At 70.3% G+C, this 23,488-nt stretch carries 20 protein-coding genes; 14 read left to right on the top strand and 6 right to left on the bottom strand.

The annotated features are described in order from the left end of the window. Window positions 1-283: 283 nt before the first annotated feature. The 4 genes from MLJ35_RS03325 (at window position 284) to MLJ35_RS03310 (ending at window position 4,689) form a co-directional block, all read left to right on the top strand. Entirely contained in the window at window positions 284-1,153 is an 870-nt protein-coding gene (locus MLJ35_RS03325; RefSeq protein ID WP_243382959.1) for an RluA family pseudouridine synthase, read from the top strand. A gap of 80 nt (window positions 1,154-1,233) precedes the next feature. Then, the gene (locus tag MLJ35_RS03320) at window positions 1,234-2,199 is read left to right on the top strand and encodes a glycosyltransferase family 2 protein (RefSeq protein ID WP_243382957.1); all 966 of its coding nucleotides are present in this window, start codon (window positions 1,234-1,236) and stop codon (window positions 2,197-2,199) included. Continuing rightward, entirely contained in the window at window positions 2,196-3,716 is a 1,521-nt protein-coding gene (locus MLJ35_RS03315) for a hypothetical protein (RefSeq protein WP_243382955.1), read from the top strand. The genes MLJ35_RS03320 and MLJ35_RS03315 overlap by 4 nt, the downstream gene beginning before the upstream one ends. A 25-nt stretch (window positions 3,717-3,741) precedes the next feature. Continuing rightward, window positions 3,742-4,689: a diacylglycerol/lipid kinase family protein gene (locus tag MLJ35_RS03310; protein ID WP_243382954.1), complete on the top strand. Its 948-nt coding sequence runs from the start codon at window positions 3,742-3,744 to the stop codon at window positions 4,687-4,689. A 94-nt stretch (window positions 4,690-4,783) separates the two neighbouring features. Here MLJ35_RS03310 and MLJ35_RS03305 read toward each other — a convergent pair whose 3' ends face one another. Then, window positions 4,784-5,458, bottom strand: coding sequence for a hypothetical protein (locus tag MLJ35_RS03305; RefSeq protein WP_243382952.1), 675 nt, complete (start codon window positions 5,456-5,458; stop codon window positions 4,784-4,786). A 315-nt stretch (window positions 5,459-5,773) separates the two neighbouring features. Between MLJ35_RS03305 and murC the strand changes: the two genes are divergently transcribed. The 4 genes from murC to MLJ35_RS03285 are packed head-to-tail and all read left to right on the top strand — an operon-like array spanning window position 5,774 to window position 11,274. After that, the gene (murC, locus tag MLJ35_RS03300) at window positions 5,774-7,141 is read left to right on the top strand and encodes a UDP-N-acetylmuramate--L-alanine ligase (RefSeq protein ID WP_243382950.1); all 1,368 of its coding nucleotides are present in this window, start codon (window positions 5,774-5,776) and stop codon (window positions 7,139-7,141) included. Between the two features lie 7 nt (window positions 7,142-7,148). After that, window positions 7,149-9,776 carry a M14 family zinc carboxypeptidase gene (locus MLJ35_RS03295; protein WP_243382948.1) on the top strand — a complete coding sequence of 876 codons (2,628 nt, stop codon included), beginning with the start codon at window positions 7,149-7,151 and terminating at the stop codon, window positions 9,774-9,776. An 8-nt stretch (window positions 9,777-9,784) separates the two neighbouring features. Continuing rightward, window positions 9,785-10,381 (top strand): UbiX family flavin prenyltransferase, encoded by a 597-nt coding sequence (locus MLJ35_RS03290; RefSeq protein ID WP_243382946.1) that lies wholly within the window; start codon window positions 9,785-9,787, stop codon window positions 10,379-10,381. Then, a complete protein-coding gene (locus tag MLJ35_RS03285) occupies window positions 10,378-11,274 on the top strand; it encodes a carbohydrate kinase family protein (protein WP_243382944.1) in 897 nt (298 codons plus the stop codon). The genes MLJ35_RS03290 and MLJ35_RS03285 overlap by 4 nt, the downstream gene beginning before the upstream one ends. Before the next feature lie 9 nt (window positions 11,275-11,283). Here the strand turns inward: MLJ35_RS03285 and MLJ35_RS03280 are convergent, their stop codons facing one another. The 3 genes from MLJ35_RS03280 to MLJ35_RS03270 all read right to left on the bottom strand — a co-directional run bounded on the left by MLJ35_RS03280 (window position 11,284) and on the right by MLJ35_RS03270 (window position 14,460). After that, window positions 11,284-12,213 (bottom strand): cell division protein FtsX, encoded by a 930-nt coding sequence (locus tag MLJ35_RS03280; protein WP_243320563.1) that lies wholly within the window; start codon window positions 12,211-12,213, stop codon window positions 11,284-11,286. Beyond that, entirely contained in the window at window positions 12,210-13,295 is a 1,086-nt protein-coding gene (locus MLJ35_RS03275; RefSeq protein ID WP_243382942.1) for a hypothetical protein, read from the bottom strand. Before MLJ35_RS03275 ends, MLJ35_RS03280 begins: the two co-directional genes overlap by 4 nt. Before the next feature lie 112 nt (window positions 13,296-13,407). Beyond that, entirely contained in the window at window positions 13,408-14,460 is a 1,053-nt protein-coding gene (locus tag MLJ35_RS03270) for a DUF4388 domain-containing protein (RefSeq protein ID WP_243382940.1), read from the bottom strand. A gap of 103 nt (window positions 14,461-14,563) precedes the next feature. Here MLJ35_RS03270 and ribB point away from each other — a divergent pair, with 103 nt between their 5' ends. The 3 genes from ribB to trxA are packed head-to-tail and all read left to right on the top strand — an operon-like array spanning window position 14,564 to window position 16,493. Then, complete coding sequence (gene ribB, locus MLJ35_RS03265) at window positions 14,564-15,664, top strand: 3,4-dihydroxy-2-butanone-4-phosphate synthase (protein WP_243287919.1); 1,101 nt, start codon at window positions 14,564-14,566, stop codon at window positions 15,662-15,664. Beyond that, window positions 15,661-16,155 (top strand): cyclic nucleotide-binding domain-containing protein, encoded by a 495-nt coding sequence (locus MLJ35_RS03260; protein WP_243320557.1) that lies wholly within the window; start codon window positions 15,661-15,663, stop codon window positions 16,153-16,155. The genes ribB and MLJ35_RS03260 overlap by 4 nt, the downstream gene beginning before the upstream one ends. A 17-nt stretch (window positions 16,156-16,172) precedes the next feature. Continuing rightward, window positions 16,173-16,493 (top strand): thioredoxin, encoded by a 321-nt coding sequence (gene trxA, locus MLJ35_RS03255; protein WP_043483480.1) that lies wholly within the window; start codon window positions 16,173-16,175, stop codon window positions 16,491-16,493. A 79-nt stretch (window positions 16,494-16,572) separates the two neighbouring features. Here the strand turns inward: trxA and MLJ35_RS03250 are convergent, their stop codons facing one another. Continuing rightward, window positions 16,573-17,484 (bottom strand): ATP-binding response regulator, encoded by a 912-nt coding sequence (locus MLJ35_RS03250; protein ID WP_243382939.1) that lies wholly within the window; start codon window positions 17,482-17,484, stop codon window positions 16,573-16,575. Window positions 17,485-17,498: 14 nt separating this feature from the next. Next, window positions 17,499-18,782, bottom strand: coding sequence for a 3-deoxy-D-manno-octulosonic acid transferase (locus MLJ35_RS03245; protein WP_243382937.1), 1,284 nt, complete (start codon window positions 18,780-18,782; stop codon window positions 17,499-17,501). A 463-nt stretch (window positions 18,783-19,245) separates the two neighbouring features. On the opposite strand from MLJ35_RS03245, the gene MLJ35_RS03240 reads away from it, so the two are divergent. The 3 genes from MLJ35_RS03240 (at window position 19,246) to MLJ35_RS03230 (ending at window position 23,476) form a co-directional block, all read left to right on the top strand. Continuing rightward, window positions 19,246-20,256, top strand: coding sequence for a CobW family GTP-binding protein (locus tag MLJ35_RS03240; RefSeq protein ID WP_243382936.1), 1,011 nt, complete (start codon window positions 19,246-19,248; stop codon window positions 20,254-20,256). Window positions 20,257-20,321: 65 nt separating this feature from the next. Continuing rightward, entirely contained in the window at window positions 20,322-22,832 is a 2,511-nt protein-coding gene (locus tag MLJ35_RS03235; RefSeq protein ID WP_420843013.1) for a Tex-like N-terminal domain-containing protein, read from the top strand. Then, a complete protein-coding gene (locus MLJ35_RS03230; protein ID WP_243382932.1) occupies window positions 22,832-23,476 on the top strand; it encodes a hypothetical protein in 645 nt (214 codons plus the stop codon). The genes MLJ35_RS03235 and MLJ35_RS03230 overlap by 1 nt, the downstream gene beginning before the upstream one ends. Window positions 23,477-23,488 lie beyond the last annotated feature (12 nt).

Here is a 23,488-nt window from a genome sequence, read left to right as displayed (position 1 = left end):
AAAACCCGCCGCGGAATTGCCTCGCTTTTTGAGGCAATTCCTTCATCGGTTCCACTCACTCGGACAAAAAAGAGGAACGCGAAGAGCGCGAAGAGAGCCAAGACCGCGAAGTAAGACCATTGGCATTTCGACATAGGACATCCGGGCATTCGGCCCCGGGAGCGCCTCGCGCGGCCTGCTTCGTGCGCCCGAAGGGCGTTTTCGCGGTCTTCGCGTTCCCTTTTTTGACGGACCAGGCCGCCAGCCGAAGGGATGGGTTCGTCACACCCGCTACGCTGGAACCATGACGCTTCGCAAATGGACCTTCACCGTGGATCCCGAGGACGCCGAGCTGCGCCTCGACCAGCTCATCGCGAAACGGACGGAGCTGTCCCGGCGGGCGGCCCGCGAGGCCTTGAAGCTGGGCGGCGTGCAGGTGGACCGCAGGCGGGTGAAGGTGGCCGGCAAGCTGGTGAAGCCGGGGCTCGAGGTCCGCGTGGCCTACGATCCCGACCTGCCGCCCGTGCCGACGACGGCCATCCCCATCGTGTTCGAGGACGCGTGGCTCCTGGCCGTGGACAAGCCGGCCGGCATCGCCACCCAGGGCACCTGGGCCACGGACCGCCACGACCTGCTGGCCCTACTGAAGACCCAGCGGCCGGAGCTGAAGCTGTTCCTGCACCACCGCCTGGACCAGGGCACCTCGGGCCTGCTGGTGCTGGCCAAGGACGCCAAAGCCAACCCCGGACTGGCGGCCGCCTTCGCCGACCGGAACCTGGAGAAGCTCTACCTGGCGCGGATCTCCGAGCCCCTGGAGGCCTGCACCGTCGAGGCCCCCATCGGCCGCCTCCGGGGCGCCGACCCCGGCCGCTTCGGCTGCGAGGGCGACCTCATGGAGCCGAAATCCGCCCGCACGGACTTCCGCCCCGCCACGGCCCAGGAGACCGCAGGCCTCGTGCCCGGGCACTATGTCGTCGCCCGCATCCACACGGGTCGCACCCACCAGATCCGCGTCCACCTGGCCCACCTGGGCCGGCCCGTCCTGGGCGACGCTCTTTACGGTGGCGGTCCGTCCGACCGCCTCTGGCTCCACGCCTGGCGCCTGGGGCTGAAGCATCCCGTCACCGGCGAAGACCTGCGCCTGGAGGCCCCGCCGCTGCGGTTCCGGGTCTGACCGAAGCCGCTGGCCCCAACCTATCTCCTGGTCCAGAATGGGCCCACGGAGCCTCGACGGGCCCTGCACGGACGGCATGCATGAACCTCCCCGCCCCAGCCCCTGCCCGCGTGGCAGTCCTCATCCCCTGCTTCAACGAGGAGGCCGCCATCGCCCGCGTGGTGGCGGATTTCCGGGCGGCCCTGCCCGGCGCCGTCATCCACGTCTACGACAACAACTCGACGGACCGCACCGTCGAGGTGGCCCGGGCGGCGGGCGCCCTCGTGGGCTTCGAGACCGCCCAGGGCAAGGGCCACGTGGTGCGCCGCATGTTCGCGGACATCGACGCGGACGTCTACGTGATGGTGGATGGCGATGCCACCTATGACGCCGCCAGCGCCCCGGCCCTGGTGGACCTCCTGCGGAGCCGGCAACTGGACATGGTGGTGGGCTGCCGGGTGGAGACGGAGACCGAGGCCTACCGCCGGGGCCACCGCTTCGGCAACCGCCTGCTCACCTCCGCCGTGCGCCTGCTCTTCGGCCAGCGCTTCACGGACATCCTCTCGGGCTACCGGGTGTTCTCGCGTCGCTTCGTGAAGAGTTTCCCCGCGCTGTCCCGGGGCTTCGAGATCGAGACGGAGCTCACCGTCCATGCCCTGGAGCTGGCCATGCCCGTGGCCGAGCTGCCCACGCCCTACGGCGCCCGCCCCGAAGGCTCCGCCAGCAAACTGCGGACCTACGCCGACGGGTTCCGCATCCTGCGCCTCATTGCCTCGCTCTACCGGAACGAGCAACCGCTCCAGTTCTTCTCCGTCCTCTCGACCCTCCTGGCCCTGGCCGCCATCGGCCTGTCGGTGCCGATCTTCGTGACCTACTTCCGCACGGGCCTGGTGCCGCGGTTCCCCACGGCGATCCTCACCACCGGGATGATGGTCATCTCCGCCCTGGGCTACACCTGCGGCCTGATCCTCGACACGGTCACCCGGGGCCGCAAGGAGCTGAAGCGCATGGCCTACCTGGCCATCCCACCCGTGGGCGGGGGCCCGGCCAGGGAGGAAGGGCGATGAACCCACCCCAGATGCAGGAAGGATGGACGTCCCGCCTGAAGGCCTGGGCCGCCCCGGGGGGCCTGCTCCTCTATGCCCTGCTCCTCTTCGGCGCCACCGCCTGGCTCCAGAAGGGCCTCTTCGAGCGGGACGGTTACTTCCACGCCCGCTTCGCGGCCCTCATGCCCGTCCAGGGCCTGTCGCGATCCTTCCCCTGGACCCAGCTGAGCACCTGGCGGGAGCACTTCTGCGACAAGGAGTTCCTCTACCACCTGGCCATGGCCCCCTTCGCGCGGATCGGCCACGACCCCATCCTGGGCGCCCGGATTTTCGGCGTGCTGCTGTCGGTGGCGGTCCTGGCGGCGCTCTACGCCGTGCTCCGGGCCCACCGCGTCCGGTTCCCGGCGTTCTTCACGGCCCTGACGCTGGCCACGGGCGGCCTCTTCATCGCCCGCCTGGGGATGATCCGCTCCCATGTGCTGAGCATGCTGCTCCTGGTGCTGGGCCTCCACTTCCTGCTGCAGAAGCGCTGGAAGGCCCTGCTCGCCCTGGGCTTCGTCTATGCCTGGGCCTACACCGTCCCCTTCGTGCTGCTCATGACCGCGGTCCCCTTCGTGCTTGGGACCTGGCTCGGCGGCGAACGGCCGGACCTCCGGCTGCCCCTGGCGGCGGGGGCCGGCTCGGTGCTGGGGCTGGCCATCCACCCCTACACGCCCCTCACGCTCGAGACCTTCCTGACCTACGTGCAGGTCTTCCGCCTGGGCCTCCAGGGGTCGGCCGCCTCCGGCTTCGAGCTGGGCAACGAGCTCTACCCCTACTCTTGGCCGATCTTCTGGGACATCTACCCCTTCCTGCTGATCCTGGCCTTCGCGCTGCCCCTGGCCCTCCTCCTCGCCCGGAAACGCCTCGCCCCGGGCACCCTCGGCCTGGGCGCGGCGGCCCTCTTCTGGTTCGGCCTGACCGTCGCCACGCCCCGATTCGCCGAGTACTCGGCCCTGCTCGTGCCCGCGGCCTGGGCGCTGGTGGCCCGCGACCTGTGGCCCCTGCTGGAGGCGTCAACCTGGTGGGCCGCCCGGCGACCCGTCCGCCTGGCGGCGGGCGCGCTGGCCCTGGCCACCCTCCTGGGGTTCCACGTGCGGTCCATGACGTTCTACCGGTTCTACCAGACCCAGGCCGCGCCTCCCCGGCACTTCACCGGCGCCTGCGCCTGGATGGCCGCGAACCTGGCCCCGGGCGAGACGGTCATCAACCTCTACTGGGACGACTTCCCCGAGCTGTTCTACGACGGCTACCGGCAGCGGTTCCTCTGGGGCCTGGATCCCACCTACTCCCTGCGGGAGGACGCAGAGCGGGCCAAGCTCCTGGAGCGACTGCGGCGGCACCAGATCCGCCTGGACGCCGAGCAGATGAAGGCCAGGTTCCACGCTCGGTACCTGGTCCTCCGAGCCGCCCGGGCTCCCGGCTACCCCGAGCTCCGCCAGGCCCCCTTCCGGGTGGCCTACGAGGATCCCACCGCGCTGGTGGTCGCCCTGGATTGAGGGCACGAGCGGGTATCCTCGCCACATGAGACTTCCGATCCTCTTCAATCCCGCCTCGGGCACGACCCCGAAGGATCCTGACGCCCTGCTGCGGCCGCTGCCCAAGACCCTGCGGGACCGCGTAGAGGTCCTCCCCTTCGGGCCGCCCTGGGACTTCGAACCCGCCATCGACCAGGCCCGGCGGGCGGAGGGGCCCCTGCTCGTCTGGGGTGGGGACGGCACCATCCACCACGCGGCCAGGGCGCTGTTCGAGCGTGGCTGCCCCGTGCCCCTCGGGGCCATCCCCGGCGGCAGCGGGAACGGGCTGGTGCGGGGCCTGAGGACCCCCCTGGAGCCTGCCGGCGCCCTCCGGCGACTGCTCGAAGGACGGGAGGTGCACATGGACCTTCCGCTCCTGGACGGCATCCCCTTCGTGAATGTCTGCGGCACCGGCTTCGAAGCCGCCGTGGCGCACCGCTTCGCCGGCCTTCCCGGCCGCGGGTTCGCCGCCTACGCCCGGGCCACCCTGGAGCTGTGGCGCACCTGGAAGCCGGCCGCCCTGGCCTGGGAGGCGGAGGAGGCGCCCATGCCCCCCTCGGACGGCCGGATCGAGCGCATCCGCGCCGCCTTCCACCCGGACGCGTCAAGGCTGCCGGAATCCGCCTGGAGCCTCTGCTTCGCGAACCTCCCCACCTACGGCAGCGGGCTGTGGATCGCTCCGTACGCCGATCCCACGGACGGCTGCCTCCAGTGGGCCACCCTGGCCCGGCCCACCTGGCTCACGCTGTTCACCGAAGCGCCCAGACTCTTCCAGGAAGGCGGACACACGGCCCTCCGCCACGAGGGACGGATCCGCCGGGCCACCCTGCGCCTGGAGCGCGCCATGCCCTGGCACCTGGACGGCGAGCCCGCCCCGGAGCGGGACCGCGCCGAGCTCACCGTGGAGGCCCAGGCCTTCCGGATGTGGGTGACGGGCGCCTGCCCCTGGCAGTGAGTCTCTCCGGGTGGATAAAGCAGAAGCCCGGCTCAGCCGGGCTTCTGCGCGGGGGTCTGGGGGCGTGCGCGCAGCGCGGAACCCCCAGACCGCATCAATGCGGAAAGACCGCCGGTCCGGTGAGGCTTGGTCCGCGGAACTCGGCGCTGACGCTGGGACTGGCGCCCCAGAGGCCGGCCACCATCTTCACTCCGCTCAGGTCCACCGCGGCGGGGTCCCAGTTCCGGCGGACAACCAGGGTGTAGGGGTCCCGGGCGTCGGACCACCAGGCGGGATCATCCACGATGACGTAGACGGCCGTGGCCTCCTTGTGGGGGTTCTTGTAGGTCACGAGGACGGGCTGATGCGCATAGGCGGCCTGCATCATGCCAGGTCCGGGCTGGCCCCACTTGTCCACCAGCATGAGCCTGAACCAGCCCAGCTTGGTGTGCTGGACCTCCACCTGGATCGTGCCACCCGCGGGGACAGAAAGCCCATAGGCGCGCCAACCGGCGGGAACCTGGACATAGTCCGAGAGAGACTCCACCGTACCGCCCAGGGGTGTCACGGGGATGTAGCCGCGGCGGGAGAGCCACTGGATCTCCGCCATGATGTCGCGCCGCTGCCAGTAGCGGGCCGAGGGAATCGCAGAGCAGCGGTTCCAGGCCGGGGGCACCACCACCTGGGTGCCCGGGTACAGGCTGATGTTCCTGGCGCGGGGGGCGAGGTCTGCAGGACGGGGATCGACCCGGGGCGTGCGGATCCCCGGGTGCCGCTCCGTTCGATCCATCCGGTCCATCCGGTCGGCCGCCATGGGCCCGGCCAGGCTCCGGGGACTGCCGGCCCGCGGTGCGTCAGGCGCGGGCCGGTCGGCCATGGGGCGCATGGGCTGTGGCGTTGCGCGACGGCCTCGCTCCTGCTGTGGCGAAGCACCACAGACGGGAGCCACGGCGAGAAGACAGGAAACGAGCGCAGTGGCGCGGAGTTGCGTATCGAGCGTCCTCATCACACACCCCCCATGGTTCCGTGGGAACCCCATCAGGATGCCAGAGCCGTGCCAGGAGCTGGGGTATCCTGACACCTGCTTAAACATGGGGGTCTCCAGGTGTTCGGCAAGATCCAGCACATCCATTTCGTGGGCATCGGCGGAATCGGCATGTCCGGCATCGCGGAGGTCCTCGCCAACCTGGGCTACCGGGTGTCGGGCTCGGACCTGCGGGAGACGGCCGTCACCCAGCGCCTGCGGGGCCTGGGCATCGAGGTGCACCTGGGCCACAAGGGCGAGGCCATCGAAGGCGCCCAGGTGGTGGTGATCTCCTCGGCCGTGAAAGGCGACAACCCGGAAGTGGTGGCGGCCCACGCCGCCAAGGTGCCCGTGATCCCCCGGGGCGAGATGCTGGCGGAGCTGATGCGCATGAAGTACGGCATCGCCATGGCCGGATCCCACGGCAAGACCACCACCACCAGCATGGTGGCCCAGGTGCTCAGTCAGGGCGGCCTCGACCCCACCATCGTCATCGGCGGCAAGCTCGGCACCATCGGCAGCAACGCCAAGCTGGGCAAGGGCGACATCCTGGTGGCCGAAGCCGACGAGAGCGACGGCAGCTTCCTCATGCTGAACCCCACGCTGGCCACCATCACCAACATCGACCGGGAGCACCTCGACCACTACCGCGACCTGGAGGAGATCCAGGAGGCCTTCGTGGCCTTCGCCAACAAGGTGCCCTTCTACGGATCGGTGTTTCTCTGCATGGACGACCCCCACGCCGCCGCCGTGCGCCCGCGCCTGAAGCGGCAGGTGCGCACCTACGGCACCCACCCCCAGGTGGACATCCGCGCCCAGGAGATCCGGCAGGAGGGCTTCCGCACCCACTTCAAGGTCCGCGCCTACGGCGAGGATCTGGGCGCCTTCAGCCTGGGCGTGCCGGGCCACCACATGGTGCTGAACGCCCTGGCCGCCATTGGCGTCGCCCTGGAACTCGAAATCGACCGGGAGACCATCCGCGGCAGCCTGGCCGCCTTCACGGGTGCCGACCGGCGCTTCCAGGTCAAGGGCGAGAAGGACGGCGTGCTGGTGGTGGACGACTACGGCCACCACCCCACGGAGATCGCCGCCACCCTCGCCGCGGCCCGCGCCGGCTTCCCGGACCGCCGCATCGTGGCGGCCTTCCAGCCTCACCGCTACAGCCGCACGAGGGCGCTGCTGGAAGAGTTCAGCACGGCGTTCTTCGAGGCGGATTCCGTGGTGGTCACCGACATCTACCCCGCCGGCGAACCCCCCATCCAGGGCGTGGACAGCGCCGCGGTGGTGGAGGCCTTGCGGGCCCACGGCCAGAAGGACGTCCACCTCGCCGGGCGGATCGACGATCTGCCTGAGGTTCTCAGGCGCCTGACCCGCAGCGGGGATCTCCTCATCACCTTCGGCGCGGGCTCCATCACGCAGGCCGGACCGGCCTTCCTGGCCCTGGCCTGAGGCGCCCATGAGGCGGCGCTCCCTCCTCCTGCCTGTCCTCATCGTCTCGGCCTGCGGCCCGATCAGCCTTCTGGCCGGCCTTCCGCCCGGTCTGCTGCCCGCAGGAGACCGCCGCCCCGAGGTGCCCCGGCCGGAGCTGGGCACCCGCTACACCTCCCACCACGACCTGCTCGCCTACGTCCGCGCCCTGGCTTCGGCCGCGCCGGACCGGGTGAAGCTCCTCACCCTGAACGTCACGGAGGAGGGGCGGGAGCAGCCCTTCCTCGTCATCAGTGCGCCGGAGAACCTGAAGCGACTCGACGAGCTGCAGGCCCTCAACGCGAAGCTGGCGGATCCCCGCACCTGCGGGGAGGACGAGGCCCGCCGCATCGCCGAAACCAACCCCGCTTTCGTGTGGCTGGGCTACTCGGTGCACGGCTCCGAAGCCTCCGGCTCCGAGGCGGCTCTGGCCGTGGCCTACCACTTCGCCTCCGCCCGCCAGCCGGAGGTCCTGAAGCAGCTCGACCGCGTGGTGCTGCTCATGGACCTCACACAGAACCCGGACGGGCTGGCCCGGCACCGGCAGGCCGTGGCGGAGGCTTCGACCCCCTTCAACACCAACGACCCCATGGACGCCGCGAACACCGGGCGCTGGCCCGGGGGCCGCTTCAACCACCGGCTCTTCGACCTGAACCGCGACTGGGCCTGGCAGACCCAGGGCGAGTCGCGGGCCAAGACCGCCGCCTTCCGGCGCTGGAACCCTCAGGTGCTGGCGGACCACCACGAGATGTGGCCGGAAGCGACCTACTACTTCCCGCCCACCATGCAGCCCATCCACGAGGCGCTCCCCGCGGCCTTCTCCGGCCGCTGGCAGGCGACCTTCGGGAGGGGCGTGGCCCGGGCCTTCGACGCCCGCGGCTGGGCTTACTTCAGCCGGGACGTGTTCGATCTCTTCTACCCCGGCTACGGGGACTCCTGGCCCACCTTCCAGGGCGCCGTGGGCATGACTTTCGAAGTGGCGGGCCAGGGCGGGCCCGCCTACAAGCGGCAGGATGGCGAGATCCTCACCCTCGAGGGGCGCATCCAGCGCCACGTGGCCGCCAGCCTGGCCACCGTGGCCACCGCCGCCAGCGAGCGCCAGGCCCTTCTCTGGGACTACCAGCGGGCCCGCCGTGAGCGTGTGGCCCTGGGCGACCGCGCCGGGGGCTTCCTTCTGGCGGAGGGGGACGATCCGGGCCGGACGAGGGCCCTCGTGGACCTGCTGGGGCGGAACGGCGTCGAGGTGCTGCGCACCACAGCCCCCTTGGGAACCGCGGGTCTGGAGCCCATCGGCCTCGCCAGGGCCCCGGGCCTGCCCGCGGGCAGCTACCTGGTGCCCCTGGACCAGCCCCGGGGCGAGCTGGCCCAGGCCCTGCTCGAGGGTGAGGCCCACATGGGCCCCAAGCCCACGTACGACCTCACGGCCTGGAGCCTACCCCTGGCCTTCCATGTGCCCGCCTGGCGGGCCAAGGGCCGCCCCAGGGTCGCCACGGCGCCCCTCACGGTGGCCGAGGAGGGAACACTCCCCGAGGCGGCCTGGGGCTACCTCATCCCCGCCGGCCACGAGGGGGTCGAACGCACCGTGGGGGCCCTCCTCCAGGAAGGCTTCTCGGCCATGGTCCTGGCCGAACCGGCCAGCTTCCGGGGCCAGCGGTTCGGAGCGGGCACCATCATCCTGCCCCGGCGCACGAACCAGGAATTCCTGGCCGGGCGGCTGCAGGCCCTCGCCCGGGAGAACCACCACCCAGTGGTGGCCATGGACACCGCCCAGATGGACGCGGGGCCCGATCTGGGGTCCAATCGGACCCTGATCCTGCGGGCCCCCCGCATCGCCATCCTCATGGACCGTCCCGCCAACCCCATGGCCTTCGGCGCCCTCGCCCACACCCTCACCGAGGCCGGCCTGCCCTTCGTGCAGCTGCGGGCCGACCGGTTCGGAGCCGTTCCCCTGGGCCGGTTCACCCACATTCTCGTCGTCGACGATGGCGCCCAGGGCAAGGCCTGGCAGCAGGCCCTCGGCGAGGGCGGCGCGGCGAAGCTGAAGGCCTGGGTCACCGAAGGCGGCAGCCTGCTGGCCTTCCAGGGCGGCGCGGCCTACGCCTCCCGTGCCGGCCTCACTCCCACGGGCTACCACCTGCTCGCCAAGGCGGCGGAGGAGGCCCGGCTGAAGGAGAAGGATCCCAAGCGCGAGGCGCCCAAGGCCGACCCCGCGGACCTGGTGCGCCCCTGGGACAAGCGCGAGGAGCGGGCCCTGGAGGAGAGCATTCCGGGGGCCTTCCTGAAGGTCCAGGTGGACGGCGGCCATCCCCTGGCCTGGGGTCTCCACGCCGAGGGCGGGGCGGCGGTGCTCGACACCAGCGACCCCATCCTCGAGCTGAGCCAGGGCGGCGAGAACCCCCTCCACTACGGCAAGGAGGAGCTGAAGGTCTCCGGCCTGGTGCCGAAGGCCATGGAAGCCAAGCTCCAGCAGACCGCCTATGCCCTGCGCGAGAAGCTGGGCCTGGGGGCGGTGATCCTGGTGGCGGGCGATCCGGTCTTCCGCGGGCAGGAGCCCTTCACGCGCCGCCTGCTGTTCAACGCCATCTTCTTCGGGGCCTACCGGCCTGCTCCAGAATGAACCCTGGCATGAAGGACGACCGAATGACGAACCCCGGCGGCCTCCGCATCACCCTCGCCATCACCGGCGCTTCCGGCTCGGCCTTCGGCGTGGCCGTGCTCCGGCGCCTGTCCGCCAGTCCGGCGGTGGAGGAGATCGCGCTGCTGCTCTCCCCCACGGGGAAGCGCTGCCTGCTGGACGAGACGGGCCTCACGCCGAAGGACCTGGCCGCCCTTCCGAAGGTGGGCCTGCGGGACGAGCGCGACCTGGGCGCGGACATCTCGTCCGGCTCGCACCGGCACGACGGCATGGCCATCGTTCCGTGCAGCGCCGGCGCCCTGGGCCGCATCGCCTCCGGCGTGAGCGAATCCCTCGTGAGTCGCGCCGCGGACGTATGCCTGAAGGAGCGCCGCCCGCTGGTGCTCTGCCTCCGGGAGACGCCGCTCAACCGCATCCACCTGGAGAACATGCTCCGCGTCCACGACGCCGGCGCCATCGTGATGCCCCTCATGCCCAGCTTCTACACCGCCCCCAAGGCCCTCGACGACCTCTACGACACCTTCGCCACCCGGGTGCTGGACCAGCTGGGACTGCGGGAAAGCGATTCCCGCCGGTGGAAGGAATGATCCCCCCCGAGGTCGTCGTCGTCGGGTGCGCGGGCCTCGATACCAATGTGTACCTTCCGCCGGAAGGCATCGACTGGACCGTGGAGGGTAACTTCACGGAGAACCTGGACTGCGTGGGCCAGGCCGGGGGCTACGCCAGCCTGGGCTACGCGGCCCTGGGGCGGCGCGTGGCCTTCATCGGCCATGTGGGCGAGGACGCCGCCGGCGGGGCCGTCCGTCAGCGGCTCGCGGATGCGGGCGTCGACCTGCGCGGCCTGGGTGTGGATCCGACGGGCACCGCCCGAAGCGTGAATCTCATGTATCCCGATGGCCGGCGGAAGAACTTCTACGACGGAAAGGGGCGCGCGGGCCTCGATCTGGACCTGCCGCTCTGCCGCGAGGTGATGTCCGGCGCCCGGCTGGCGCACGTCAACATCCCGGACTGGGCCCGCCGCCTGCTTCCAGTGGCGAAGGAGCTGGGCCTCACCGTGGCCTGTGACCTCCAGGATGTCGTCGACCCGGCGGATCCCTATCGGCGCGACTTCATCGAGCAGGCGGACATCCTCTTCTTCTCCGCCGCCAATCACGGGGATCCCTCCACGCTCATCCGGGCCTTCCTGGCCGGTCATCCCGATCGCATCGTGGTGTCGGGCATGGGCGCGCAGGGCTGCGCCCTGGGCACCCGGGAGGGCATCCGGTTCTTCCCGCCCGTGGCCGGCGAGCGCCCCGTGGTGGACACCAACGGCGCCGGCGACGCCCTCGCGGTCGGGTTCCTCACCAGCTACGTGTTGGAAGGGCGGTCGCTGGAGGCATCCATCCGGCGGGGCCAGGTCGCCGCCCGCCACGCCTGCACCCTTCGGGGGACCTCTTCCGGCCTCATCACGGCCCGGGAACTGGACGCCCGGTCCCGCTGAGGCCCGGAATCAGCCCGCGCTCTCCATCAGCGCGGCCTCGGCACGCTGGGCCCGGCGGGTGCTCCAGAAGGCCCAGAGCGCGCCCAGGGCGCCGGTGACGGCCCCCACGAAGGCGAGCAGCGCCATGCTGCCGGCGGAGAAGAAGCCCAGGCGGGCCAGGTCCACCAGGAGCGGCGAGAGGCCGCCCATGCCCCGGGAGACGGGCAGCCACAGGCCGAACAGGCCCAGCAGGGCCAGGATGCTGCCCCCGAAACCCAGGGCCGCGCCTTCCAGCACCAGGGGCGTGCGAATGAAGCTCTCGGAGGCCCCCACCAGGCGCATGATGCTGATCTCCTCCTCCCGGGCCAGGATGCTCATGCGGATGACGTTCCCCGTGGCGAAGCCTGCGGCCACCAGGAGGAGCGCGCCCAGGCTGGCCAGGGCCGAGCGGAGCATCCGGGCCATGCGCTGAATCTGCTCCAGCCGTTCCTGGTCTGCTAGCACATCGCCCACGCCCGGGAGATTCCGCAGGCTCGCGGCCACCTCCACCGCCTTGGCGCCCTCGGCGAGGTCCTGGCGGAGGCTCAGTTCCAGGCTCTCCGGCAGGGCGTCCTGGCCGGCGCTCTCCAGCAGCAGGCCTGCTTCGCGCGTGGCCGACTGGAAGCGCTTGCGGTTCTCCACGGCGGTCACCCGGCGCACCTCCCGGAAGCGCGGATCCCGCCGGAGGCGGGCCTCGGCCTCATCGAGGGTCTTGCCATCGGCGGCGTAGACCACCACCTTGGCCATGTCCTCCAGGCGCCCCACGAAGCGGTCGAGGCTCTCCACCAGGAGCAGGCCGCCGCCCGCCAGGAGGAGGCCCGAGGCCAGGGTGAGCACGGCGAGGAAGTACTGGCCCCGGTGCCGGAAGAGGTCCCGCAGCACGTCCTGGAGCAACAATCCCAGGAGGCGGAGGGCGGTCACGAGGCGTTCCCGTCCACCGCCACGCCCTTGAAGAGGGCCGTGGTGGGGGAGGCGACGATGGTCTTGGCTGCGGTGCCGCCCATGGGCGACTTCCACAGGTCGATGGTGGCGAAGGCCGTGGAGTCGTTTCCGCGCAGGCCCACCAGCCAGTCCTTGGTGCCGGCATGGGCGATGACGCGGAGGTTGGGCTGGTCCGTGGCGCTTCCGAGGGTCGCGGTCGGGGCCTGATCATAGGCCTGGCCGAACATCCCGGTGGTGAACACCAGGATCGGCGCGGTGGAAGCGCCGGCATCGGTGTTGTGGCGGGCCACGAAGAGATAGCCGTTGCCCGAGTCCAGGGCGAGGGTGCCGTACTGACCCAGGAGCGTGGAGGGGCCGATGATCGTGTTGGCGCCGACGAACCCCGAGGCGGTACCCTTCCGGAGGCGGGGCCCCGTGTAGGTCGTCACGGTCCCCACGGTGTCGCCCGAGAGCATGAAGGCGTAGACCGAACCTGAGGCGGAGGCGACCCCGGTGCCGCCGGTGTCTCCGCTGGCCGCCAGCGCCTGGAGCGTGATCGTGGCGCTCTGGGGTTGGGTGCTGGCGTTGCTGACGACCCAGATCTGGGTGCCGCTGCTGCCGTTCTCAGTGATGTAGAGGGTATCGGTCTGGGGGTCCAGGCTGGCCTGCCCGAACGTCGAGCTGGAGAGCCGGCCCGTGCTGGACAGGCTGAAGGAGACCACGTCGGAGCTGGCCACGTCGCCGCTCTGCGTCCGGATGTTGCTCACGCGCACGATGGTCCCGGTGTCCGAGACCATGTAGAGGTAGCCGTTCTGCCGGTCGAAGCAGAGCCCGCCCCAGGCCAGGCTGCCGATCTTGGTGCTGAACACCGAGGAGGTGATCGTCTTGGTGGGGGCCACCGAGGTGGCAGTGCTGTCGTACAGGGCGCTCAGGTCGCTCCAGACGAACACCGAGCTCGTGGTGCTGTCGTAGGCGTACAGGGCCACGCCTGTGGTCCCGCCTGAACTGCCATCGGGTTCCTTGCACCCCATGGCCACCAGCGAGAGGACTGCCGCGAGGCCTGCGAGAAGACGTCGGATCATGGAAACCGCCTACGTGGTGGCGAGGGGCGCGTTGAGATGGATGCCCAGGACGCGCGCGATGTTCCCGGTGCCGGACACCGGTGCGGGTAGAGGTCGGATCATGGGGGACCGCCTACTTGGTGGCGAAGAGCGCCTTGAGGTGGGTGTTCAGGGTGCGCACCATGTCGGCATCGCAGCCCGCATCCACGGCTCCGCGGCTGATGGCCAGGGCGAGGTTCTTCACCGCCTCCGGGCCGTCGCCGGAGATGATCTGCTGGGTGGCCTTGGCCTGGTAGCGGTGCACCATCTCGTGCTGGGCTTCGGGAAGCACCATCTTGGCTGCCTGGGCGATGCGCTGGGTGAAGTTCATCAGCTTCACCATGCGCTGCGGATCGTCCGCCGGCGCGGCCTTGGCCGGGGCGGGAGCCGGAGTTCCGGCAACCCCTCCGCCCACGGTCTCAGGGAACGGCTCGGCGTTCTCCGGAAACCCTGCGGCGACGGGAGGGGGAGGAATGGACGGCCCGGCGGCATCCATCTCCCGGATGTCCGGAAGGACTTGCGCCGATTCGAGTTGGATCCCGGATTGGGGCCCGGGCTGCGGGGGAGCAGCAGGGGCGTCGATCTTGGGGGGTTTGCCAGACCGGATGCCCTTCAGCGTCACGTGGCCGGCCATCACCAGGCCATAGAGATCCTTGGCGATGGTGAGCACGGGCTTCTGCATGGCCTCGGCCACCTCGGCGACACTGTAGTACCCGGTGGAGAGCGCCAGGACCCGCGCCTCCCGGGCGTTCACGCCGTGCGGCGTCTCCCCGGGGAGCAGGGTGGAGGCGGGGTAGAGGTCCACCGAAGGCACCTTCTGGCTGATGACGCGCCATTCGTCCATGCGCCGGCCCAACTCCATGAGAATGGAGGCGTTGGGTTTGGTGATGGTGGCCGGGACATCAGGCACCAGCTCCTCGAACCGGTAGGAGCCGTCAAGCCACAGCGCCACTTCCATGAGGGCCTCGAAGCCTTCCCCGGCGTGGGTCACGGCGTGGATGATCCGCCCATCCTTGAGGTAGATGCGGGCGCGGGAGGCCTCCTGCTGCACGTGGAAGCACCCCGACTTCCCGCCCTGGCTCACGAGCTGGATGATGTCGGGCAGCGGCGCCTCACGCATGGAGCCTTGGATCACACCCTGGGACATGGGTCGTTCCTCTCGGGAAAATGAAGGCCTACAGGAGATGGTCAACCTTACCATGGAGTGCGCCCTTCCCCCCCGGGTCCTCCTGAGCGATCCTGATGGGTCTATGAGCACCCGCCCCGACTCCCCCTTCGCCTCCATCGAGGAAGCCATCGACACCATCCGGCAGGGCCGCATGGTGGTGGTGGTCGATGACGAGGACCGGGAGAACGAGGGCGACCTCACCCTGGCCGCCGAGCATGTCACCCCGGAAGCCATCGCCTTCATGGCCACCCATGGGCGCGGCCTCATCTGCGCGGCCCTGGAGGGCCCGGTGCTGGACCGCCTCCAGATCCCCCTCATGGTCCGCGACAACACCAGCCCCTTCGAGACGGCGTTCTGCATCTCGGTGGAAGCCCGGGAAGGCACCACCACCGGCATCAGCGCCCAGGACCGGTCCCGCACCATCCAGGCCCTCATCGCCCCGGACGCCAAGCCCCAGCACTTCGTGAAGCCCGGCCACGTGTTCCCTCTGCGGGCCCGGCCCGGCGGCGTGCTCACGCGCACAGGCCAGACCGAGGCCAGCGTGGACCTGGCGCGCCTGGCGGGCCTGCATCCCAGCGGCGTCATCTGCGAGATCATGAAGGACGACGGCACCATGGCCCGGGTGCCGGACCTGGTGCCCTTCTGCAAACAGCACGGCCTGCCCCTGGTGACCGTGGCGGACCTGGTCGCCTACCGTCTCCGCCAGGAACCCCTGGTGACGCACCTGGGAGCCCGCGACATGGTGAGCCAGTGGGGGGCCCTCAAGGTCCACAGCTTCCGGAGCCTGCTGGACGGCGGCAGCCACCTGGCCTTCGTGCTGGGAGACCTGGGGGGCGATCCGCCTCTGGTGCGGGTGCATGTGGAGACGCTGCCCGACGACCTGCACGGCTTCGAGACCGGCCTCTTCCAGCGGGCCATGGCCGCCCTGGCCAAGGAGGGCCGCGGCGCCATGGTCTACCTGCGCCGCCATGCCCACACCCCGGGGGTGGCCGAGGAGGGCCACGCCCAGCTCCAGGCCATGAACGACCGGGATTTCGGCGTGGGCGCCCAGATCCTGCGCCAGCTGGGGGTTGGAAAAATGCGCCTGCTCAGCCGGCATGAAACCAAGTACATTGGACTCCGTGGCTTCGGCCTCGACATCTGTGCCCACGTGCCCTTGGAACCTTCCTCGGATCCCCGGTGATCGACGCCCGCTTCCTGACCCAGTCGCCCCTGTTCAGGAACCTGGACGAGGTGGAGCGCGCCCAGATCCTGATCATCGGCCAGAAGCGCCAGGTCGCGGCCGATGAGGTGATCTTCCGGGAAGGGGATGCCGGCGACGGCCTCTTCATCGTGCTGAAGGGTTCGGTGCGGATCTCCAAGCGCGGCGCCACGGGCGAGGAGGCCCTCGCCGTCCTGGCGCCGCCGGCCTACTTCGGCGAGATGGCCCTCATCGACCTGTCCGCCCGCGCCGCGGATGCCATCGCCAACGAGCCTTCCGAGCTGTTCTTCATCCCCCTGCAGGATCTCCGGTCCATCATCGAAACCCAGCACAAGATCGCGCTCAAGATCCTCTACGCCCTTTGCGAAGTGCTCGCGCAGCGCCTGCGGGAAACCAACGACCGCTACATGAGCATCTTCACCATCGCCCAATGGGGTGGCGCCAATCCCGGCGGCCCCATTCCCGTACCCTGAACCTGAAAGGAGTTCCCATGTCCGACCTCGTCGCGCACATCACCGACGCCGAGTTCCCCCAAGCCGTCGCCCAGGGTGTCACCCTCGTGGATTTCTGGGCCCCCTGGTGCGGCCCCTGCAAGATGATCGCCCCCGTCCTGGACGAGCTGGCCGCCGAAATGAAGGGCCAGGCCAAGTTCGTGAAGATGAACGTGGACGAGAATCCCCAGGTGGCCGGCCAGTTCGGCATCATGAGCATCCCCACGCTCATCGTCTTCAAGGACGGCAAGCCGGTGAACAAGCTCATCGGCGGCCAGCCCAAGCCCCAGCTCAAGGCGTTCGTGGAGAGTGCGTTCTAAGGGCTGTCAGCCACCAGCTCTCAGCTGTCAGTAAAAGCGCCGGGGCGACCCGGCGTTTTCTTTATCTGACAGCCGACAGCTATTTCCTTCTCAAGACCAGCCGCACCTGGTTCCCCTTCTCGTTGAAGTGGACTTCGTCCATCACGAGGAGGATGAGGGGCAGGCCGCGCCCGCAGTGGGGCGCCATCTCCGAATCGGGCTGGGGCGGAGAGAGCCGGCCGGCGTCGAAGCCGCGGCCTTCGTCGCTGATCTCCACCTCGAACCGCTCCGTATCCATGGCAAGGCGGACTTCGATGAGCCTCCCTGCGTATTCGGGATCCGCCATGCGCTCGGCGCGGAGCGCCGCGTAGGCATCCTCCATCGCAAAGAGATCCCCCTTCAGCCGCGAATCCAGGTCGAGGTTGCCGTGCTCCAGGGCGTTCACCAGGGCCTCATGCATGGCCATGGCGATGACGTCGATGTTTCCGGCGGAGGCGAAGCCCATGGGCACCAGCCGGTCCGTGAGGTGGTGCGTGAGGCTGGGGATGTCCAGCTCGTCGGAGCGGAACAGGAAATGCCGCCGCTCGTTCACCAGCCCGCGTAGGCCATCATCGGTCTTGCGGAGCTCCCGGTGCAGCTCCACCAGGTGGAACACGCTGTGCACCAGATCCTTCATGGCGATGGGCTTCATGAACAGATTGGAGGCGCCCAGCCGCATGGCCTGGATGGCGTAGTCCACCGAGGCCTGGCCGGTCATCAGCACCACGGGCAGGTGGGGGTGCGAAGCCTTCACCTTGTGGACCACCTCGAACCCGTCCATGCCCTCCATGTTGATGTCGCTGATGACCAGGTCGAAGGGCGGGGCCTTGGGGTTCTGGAGGAGCTCCAGGGCCTGGGCGGCGTCGGGGTAGCCGTGGACCTCCATGCCGTAATGGGCCAGGGCGGACTGGACCATCTCGAGCACCGAGGGGTCGTCATCGATCAGAAGGATGTGCGTCCCACGGCGAGTCATGGCGGCTCCACGCTTCAGGATACTCGATGCGATTCCAGCCCGCTGGCAGCCGAAAGGGTGGCCAGATAGGGTTCCACAAGCCCCATGGTGCGGTCCAGCGTCCCCCTCAGGCCCTCGGGCAGCGGAGCCGGGCCCCCTGAGCGCAGCGGCGCGGCGGCCAGGACCGCATCCAGCGCCACGCCCAGCCCGGCGGCGGGAACCACCTGGAGCAGCCCCGCCTCGCGCAGGGGCGGCACCAGGTCCTCGAAATTAGAGAAGCCCGGGCCCACCAGGGCCGGAACTCCCACGCGGACCGGCTCCAGCGGGTTGTGCCCACCTGCCGCGGCCCAGCCACCGGCCACCAGGGCCACGGTGCCTTCGGCGTATGCGGCCGAGAGCTCGCCCAGGGTGTCCAGGAGCAGCACGTCCGTCCCCGACCAGGGGGCGCCTTCCCCCCATCCGCCGGAGGCCCGGCGGAAGGCCAGGCCCCGGGCCGCCATCAGGTCCGCCACGGCATCGAAGCGGCGGGGCTGACGCGGGGCCAGGATGAGCTTCAGGCCAGGATGCTTCTCCCGGGCCGCGCGCCAGGCCCCAAGGACCAGGTCTTCCTCGTCCTCCACCGTATTGCCCGCAACCGCCACGGGCAGGCCCGCCCAGGCTGCGCGCAGGGCCGTCCAGCCTTCATGCAGGGGACGCGGGGGAGGAAGGTCGGCCTTGAGGTTGCCGCCCAGGCGCACATCCGGAGCGCCCAAGTGCCGGAAGGCCTCCGCGCTGGCCTCGTCTCGGGCGGACACCAGGCTCAGCCGCGAGGCCGCCCGCCGCATCCAGGGGCCGCCCTTCCGGAGGGACTTCTCCGTGAGCCGCCCGTTCACGATGACCCGCGGGACGCCGCGTACCTCCAGCGCCTGGAGCAGCCCCGGCCAGATCTCGGTTTCCAGCGCCAGGAAGAGGCCGGGCGGGCGTCTCAGGAACGGCTCGAGACCCTCGGGATCATCCAGGGGGAAGGCCCCGCCGCTGATCCGCCCCGTGCCCGCGTCCCAACCCGGCAGGCGCTTCACCATCAGCGCCAGCCCCGCCGGCGTGCCCGTGCTCAGGTGGACGCGGTGGCCGGCCTCTCGCAGACGGGCCACCAGGCCGTCCGCCAGCAGCAGCTCACCCACGCTCACCGCGTGCAGCCAGATCCAGCGACCCTTGGGCAAGTCCGGCGCCTCCGCCTGCAGCCGGATCCGCCAGCCCTCCGGCAGCCCCTTGGCGCAGGACCGAGCCACGGCCCCCGCCAGGGAAACGGCCGCGAGGTAGCTCAGGTCCAGGGCATCCATCCGTTTACGCTCTCACACTTGGCCGCGCCGGGACAAAGGAGACCTTGGAAAAGACGAACGCGAAGGGCGCGAAGAGGGCAAAGACCGCGAAGCAAAACAAGGCTTGTTGCCATCGATTCCAGAGATCGCGGTGATGACGCCTCGGATGCTTCCCGCGTGGGCCGGCCGTAGGCCGCTTCCGGCTCCGCCGGAAGTCATGGGGGGCGCCAGGGTCGCGCACCCCAAAGAGGGCGCGGTCCTGGCGCCCCCCATGGAGCCCATGCTGCCCGGGACAGCGCCCGGTCTTTTCATCACTGAAATCACCGCAATCGGTGGCAAAACCATCTGTTCATCGCCCCGTATCGCGAAGAACCAATAATCCATATGTCTCTCGACATGGGGCACCCATTCGCGCTCTTGGCGCGCCCGAAGGGCGTCTTCGTGGACTTCGCGTTCCGCTGTTTCTCCAGGGCATGATGGAGGCATGTCCGATCGCGCTCCGCTCGAAGTCCTCATCGTCACCGGCCCCCTGGGCGCCGGGAAGACCACCGCCGTGAACCGCTTGCTTAAAGGTGAGGTCGCCGCCGGCCACCGGGTGGCCGTGCTCATCAACGAATTTGGCGCCATCAGCGTGGACGGCACCCTGGTGGATGCCGAACGCCCCGAGCTGGCAGGCGTGGAGAACCTGGTGAACGGCTGCGTCTGCTGCAGCCTCCGCAACGATGTGGTGGCCACCCTTCAGGCCTGGTGCGACCAGCCGGAAGGCCAGCGGCCCGAGCGCGTGGTCCTCGAGACCACGGGCCTGGCGGACCCCACGGACCTGCTGGACCTGGAGGTGGAGCCCGCCCTGGCCGGACGCCTGCGGCTGGCGGGGCTGCTCACGGTGGTCTCCTGCCTGGCCCCCGTGGATCACCTGAAGACCAAGCCCCTGCTCCACCGGCAGGCCGCCCTGGCCAGCCTCATCCACCTCAGCAAGGCCGATCTCGATCCTTCGGCGGCCGTGGCCTGGGAGGGCGAGCTGCGCGCGGCCTTCAAGCACATTCCCCTGATCCCCACGCGCCACGGGCTCGCCCCCGAGGGCAGTCCCGATCCCTGGCGCGGGGACCTGCGCCCCGTGCCCGAGGGCTGGGAACCCTCCGGAGGCCCCAGTTTCGCCGAGGCTCGTTCGCTCACCCTGCACTGGGATCACCCCATCGACCCCGCGGCGCTGGAAGCCCTGCTGCTGGCGCCGCCGGACTCCGGCGAGCTGCTGCGCGCCAAGGGCGTCTGCGCCTTCGCGGGCTGGGCCGCCCGGAACGACGGCAGCGACCGCTGGGCCTTCCAGCTGGCCGACGGGCGCCTGGAAATCTCTCCCCTGCCCCTCCTCGCGGATGGCAGCGCTCCGGCCTGCGCGGCCGTGGTCATCGGCACGGGCCTGGACGCGGCCCAGTGGAAGAAGGCCCTGCGCGCCCTGGAGCGTGCGCCCGCGGGTGCGCGGCGCAAGGCCTTTCTCTAGCGCGGATCGGCCCATCGCCGGATTCGAGCCCGGCTTGGTATCATCGCAGTTCGCCCGGACCCGGGATGCAAGGAGCAAGTGTGGATCAAGTGCTCGACCTCATGGCCAAGGAGCTGAAGCTCCCCCGCGCCGGCGTGGCCGCCATCGTGGCATTGCTGGAGGAGGGCAACACCGTGCCCTTCATCGCCCGCTATCGCAAGGAGGCGACGGGATCGCTCGACGAAGTCGCCATCCGCGCCGTCGAGGACCGCCACGCCTACTACAAGGACCTGCTGGACCGCCGGAAGACCGTGCTGAAGTCCATCGAGGAGCAGGGCAAGCTCACGCCTGAGCTGAAGGCTAAGATCGAGAGCACCTGGGTGAAGGCCGAGCTGGAAGACCTTTACCTGCCCTACAAGCCCAAGAAGCGCACCAAGGCCACGGTGGCCCGGGAACGCGGCCTGGAGCCCCTGCTGGATTCCCTCCTGACCGACGCGACGGGCGCCGATCCATTCATCTTCGCCGAGCCCTTCATCAAGGACGAGGACGGTCTTCGCTCGCCCTCCGAGTGCCTGGAGGGCGCCGGCCACATCCTGGCGGAGCGCCTGGCGGAGGATGCCGACATCCGCGCCTGGCTGCGCCTGGAGTTCCACGAGCAGGGTGTGCTGAAATCCGAGATCCGCGAGGAGCGCAAGGCCGACCAGGCCGCGCTGCGCTTCAAGCCCTACTTCGACTTCTCCGAGCCCATCCGGAAGATCCCCAGCCACCGCCTGCTGGCCCTGCGCCGCGGCGAGAAGGAGGAGATCCTGACCGTGAAGCTCCTGGTGGAGCGCGAGAACCTGGTGAGCCAGCTCGTCTCCAAGGTCCAGGTGAACCCGGCCAGCGGCTACCGCCGCTTCCTCAACGAGGTGGCCGGCGACGCCTTCGACCGCCTGCTCTCGCCCACCATCGAGTCCGAGGTCCGCTACGAGGCCAAGAAGAAGGCCGACGGCGAGGCCATCAAGGTGTTCCAGACCAACCTGGACCACCTGCTGCTGGCGCCCCCCGCGGGCCAGCGCTGCACCCTGGGCGTGGACCCCGGCATCCGCACCGGCTGCAAGCTGGTGGTCATCAACCGGCTGGGCCAGCTGGTGCAGAACGAGGTGATCTACCCCCTGGAGCCCAAGCGGGACCTGGAGGGCAGCCGCGCCATCCTCGAGAAGCTCTGCACCGAGAACCCCGTGGAAGCCATCGCCGTGGGCAACGGCACCGGCGGCCGCGAGGTGGAGGCCTTCATCCGCGAGTGGCTGAAGGAGACGAACCGCCAGGGCCTCATCTGCGTGAGCGTGAGCGAGGCAGGCGCCTCGGTCTATTCCGCCAGCGACATCGCCCGGGAGGAGTTCCCCGAGCATGACGTCACCGTGCGCGGGGCCGTGAGCATCGCCCGGCGCTTCCAGGACCCGCTGGCCGAGCTGGTGAAGGTGGATCCCAAGAGCATCGGCGTGGGCCAGTACCAGCACGACGTGAACCAGACCGCCCTCAAGAAGGGCCTCGATGATGTGGTCGAGAGCTGCGTGAACCGCGTGGGCGTGGACCTGAACAGCGCCTCCTACAAGCTGCTGGCCTATGTGGCCGGCATCGGCGAGGGCCTGGCGAAGAACATCGTGGCCCACCGGTTCGAGCACGGCGCCTTCAAGCGCCGCGAGCAGCTCCTGGAGGTCGGCCGCTTCGGCGCCAAGGCCTTCCAGCAGGCCGCGGGCTTCCTCCGCATTCCCGGCGGCGAAGATCCCCTGGACGCCTCTGCGGTGCACCCGGAGAGCTATCCCGTGGTGCAGCGCATCTGCCAGCTGGCGGGCAAGACCGTGCCCGAGCTCATCGGCAACGACGCCGTGCTGGACGCCCTGGATCCCAAGCTGCTCGTGGACGAGAAGTTCGGCGTGGAGACGGTGAAGGACATCCTGGCGGAGTTGAAGAAGCCCGGCCGCGATCCCCGCCACCAGTTCGAGGCCGTGCAGTTCCGCGAGGGCGTCAACAAGCCCAGCGACCTGGAAGTGGGCATGGAGCTCCAGGGCATCGTCACGAACGTCACCGACTTCGGCGCCTTCGTGGATGTCGGCGTCCACCAGGACGGCCTGGTGCACCTCTCCGAGATCGCCCACCGCTATGTGAAGAACCCGGCGGACGCCCTCAGCGTGGGCCAGGCCGTGAAGGTGAAGGTGCTGGCCGTCGACCTGGAGGCCAAGCGCATCGCCCTGTCCATCAAGGCCCTGCTCGCCGCCCCCGAAGGCGCCGAGCGGCCGCAGCCCCACCATCGCCATCCTCAGGGCCGGCCCCAGCGCGGGCCCCAGGGCTCTCCCCGTCCCCAGTCCGGCCCCCAGGCTGGCGGCCGGCCCCAGGGGCCGCGGCCGCCCCGGCCCGAAGGCTCGCGGCCACCCAGGCCCGAAGGTCCCCGGCCACCCCGGCCGGAGGGCGCCCGGCCCCCGCGCGCCCAGGAGGCTCGCCCGGCGCGGCCCGAGCGCGAAGCCCGTCCACCCCAGCCCAAGCGTGAGCCGGCGGTTCCGGCCTCAGGCGCCTCGCTGACCGACCTGATGGCCAAGTTCAACAAAGGACCCCGCTGATGCGTCCACGCCTGCCCCGGCTGGCACCAGCGGTCTTGCTGGCGCCAGCTGCCCTGCTGCTGGCCCTGGCCTGCCAGCCGCGCCCGGCCGCCCCCGTTTACGGCCCCTGGGAGGAAGGGCTGACCCTGGCCTTCGAGGACCCGTCCCGGCCCCAGCCGGAGCGCTCCTCGGACCGCCTGCAGGTGCGCGTGGCCCGGTCGTCCATGGCCCCAGGTTCCCCCCGGGTGGTGCAGCTGGATCTCACCAGCCTCCGCGGCCACATGAGCCTGCTGGTCCGCCACCAGGACGGCGGCATCGCCCTCCTGGGCGAGGATGGCCGGGTGCTGGCCCAGCCCCTGCCGACAGGATTCCCTTCCACCACCACCTGGGAGGACCGGGGCACCCGGTTCCGCGTGGTGGGGCGCGCCACCTGGGAAGGCGCGGCCCTCCTGCCTTCCACCTCGGACCCCGTCGGCGTGTGGGTGGAAACCCAGCCGCCCCAGGGTCCCCGGCGCCGCACGCTCTACCTGCCGAACCTCGGCGAGGTGGAGTCCCAGGAAGAACGCGGCGGTGTTTGGGTGACCATCAACCGGCTGGTGGCCCGCGGCTTCGTGGACCTGCCCCCCGCCCCCCTCTCCGGCCCGTTCCCCGGCCAACGCCCCTGATCGACCAATCCC

Origin of the sequence: Geothrix alkalitolerans, assembly GCF_022808885.1 — a bacterium.
Taxonomy (GTDB): Bacteria; Acidobacteriota; Holophagae; order Holophagales; family Holophagaceae; genus Geothrix; species Geothrix alkalitolerans.
The sequence above is the reverse complement of the archived record's forward strand: the minus strand, read 5'-3'. Positions and strand labels throughout refer to the sequence as shown.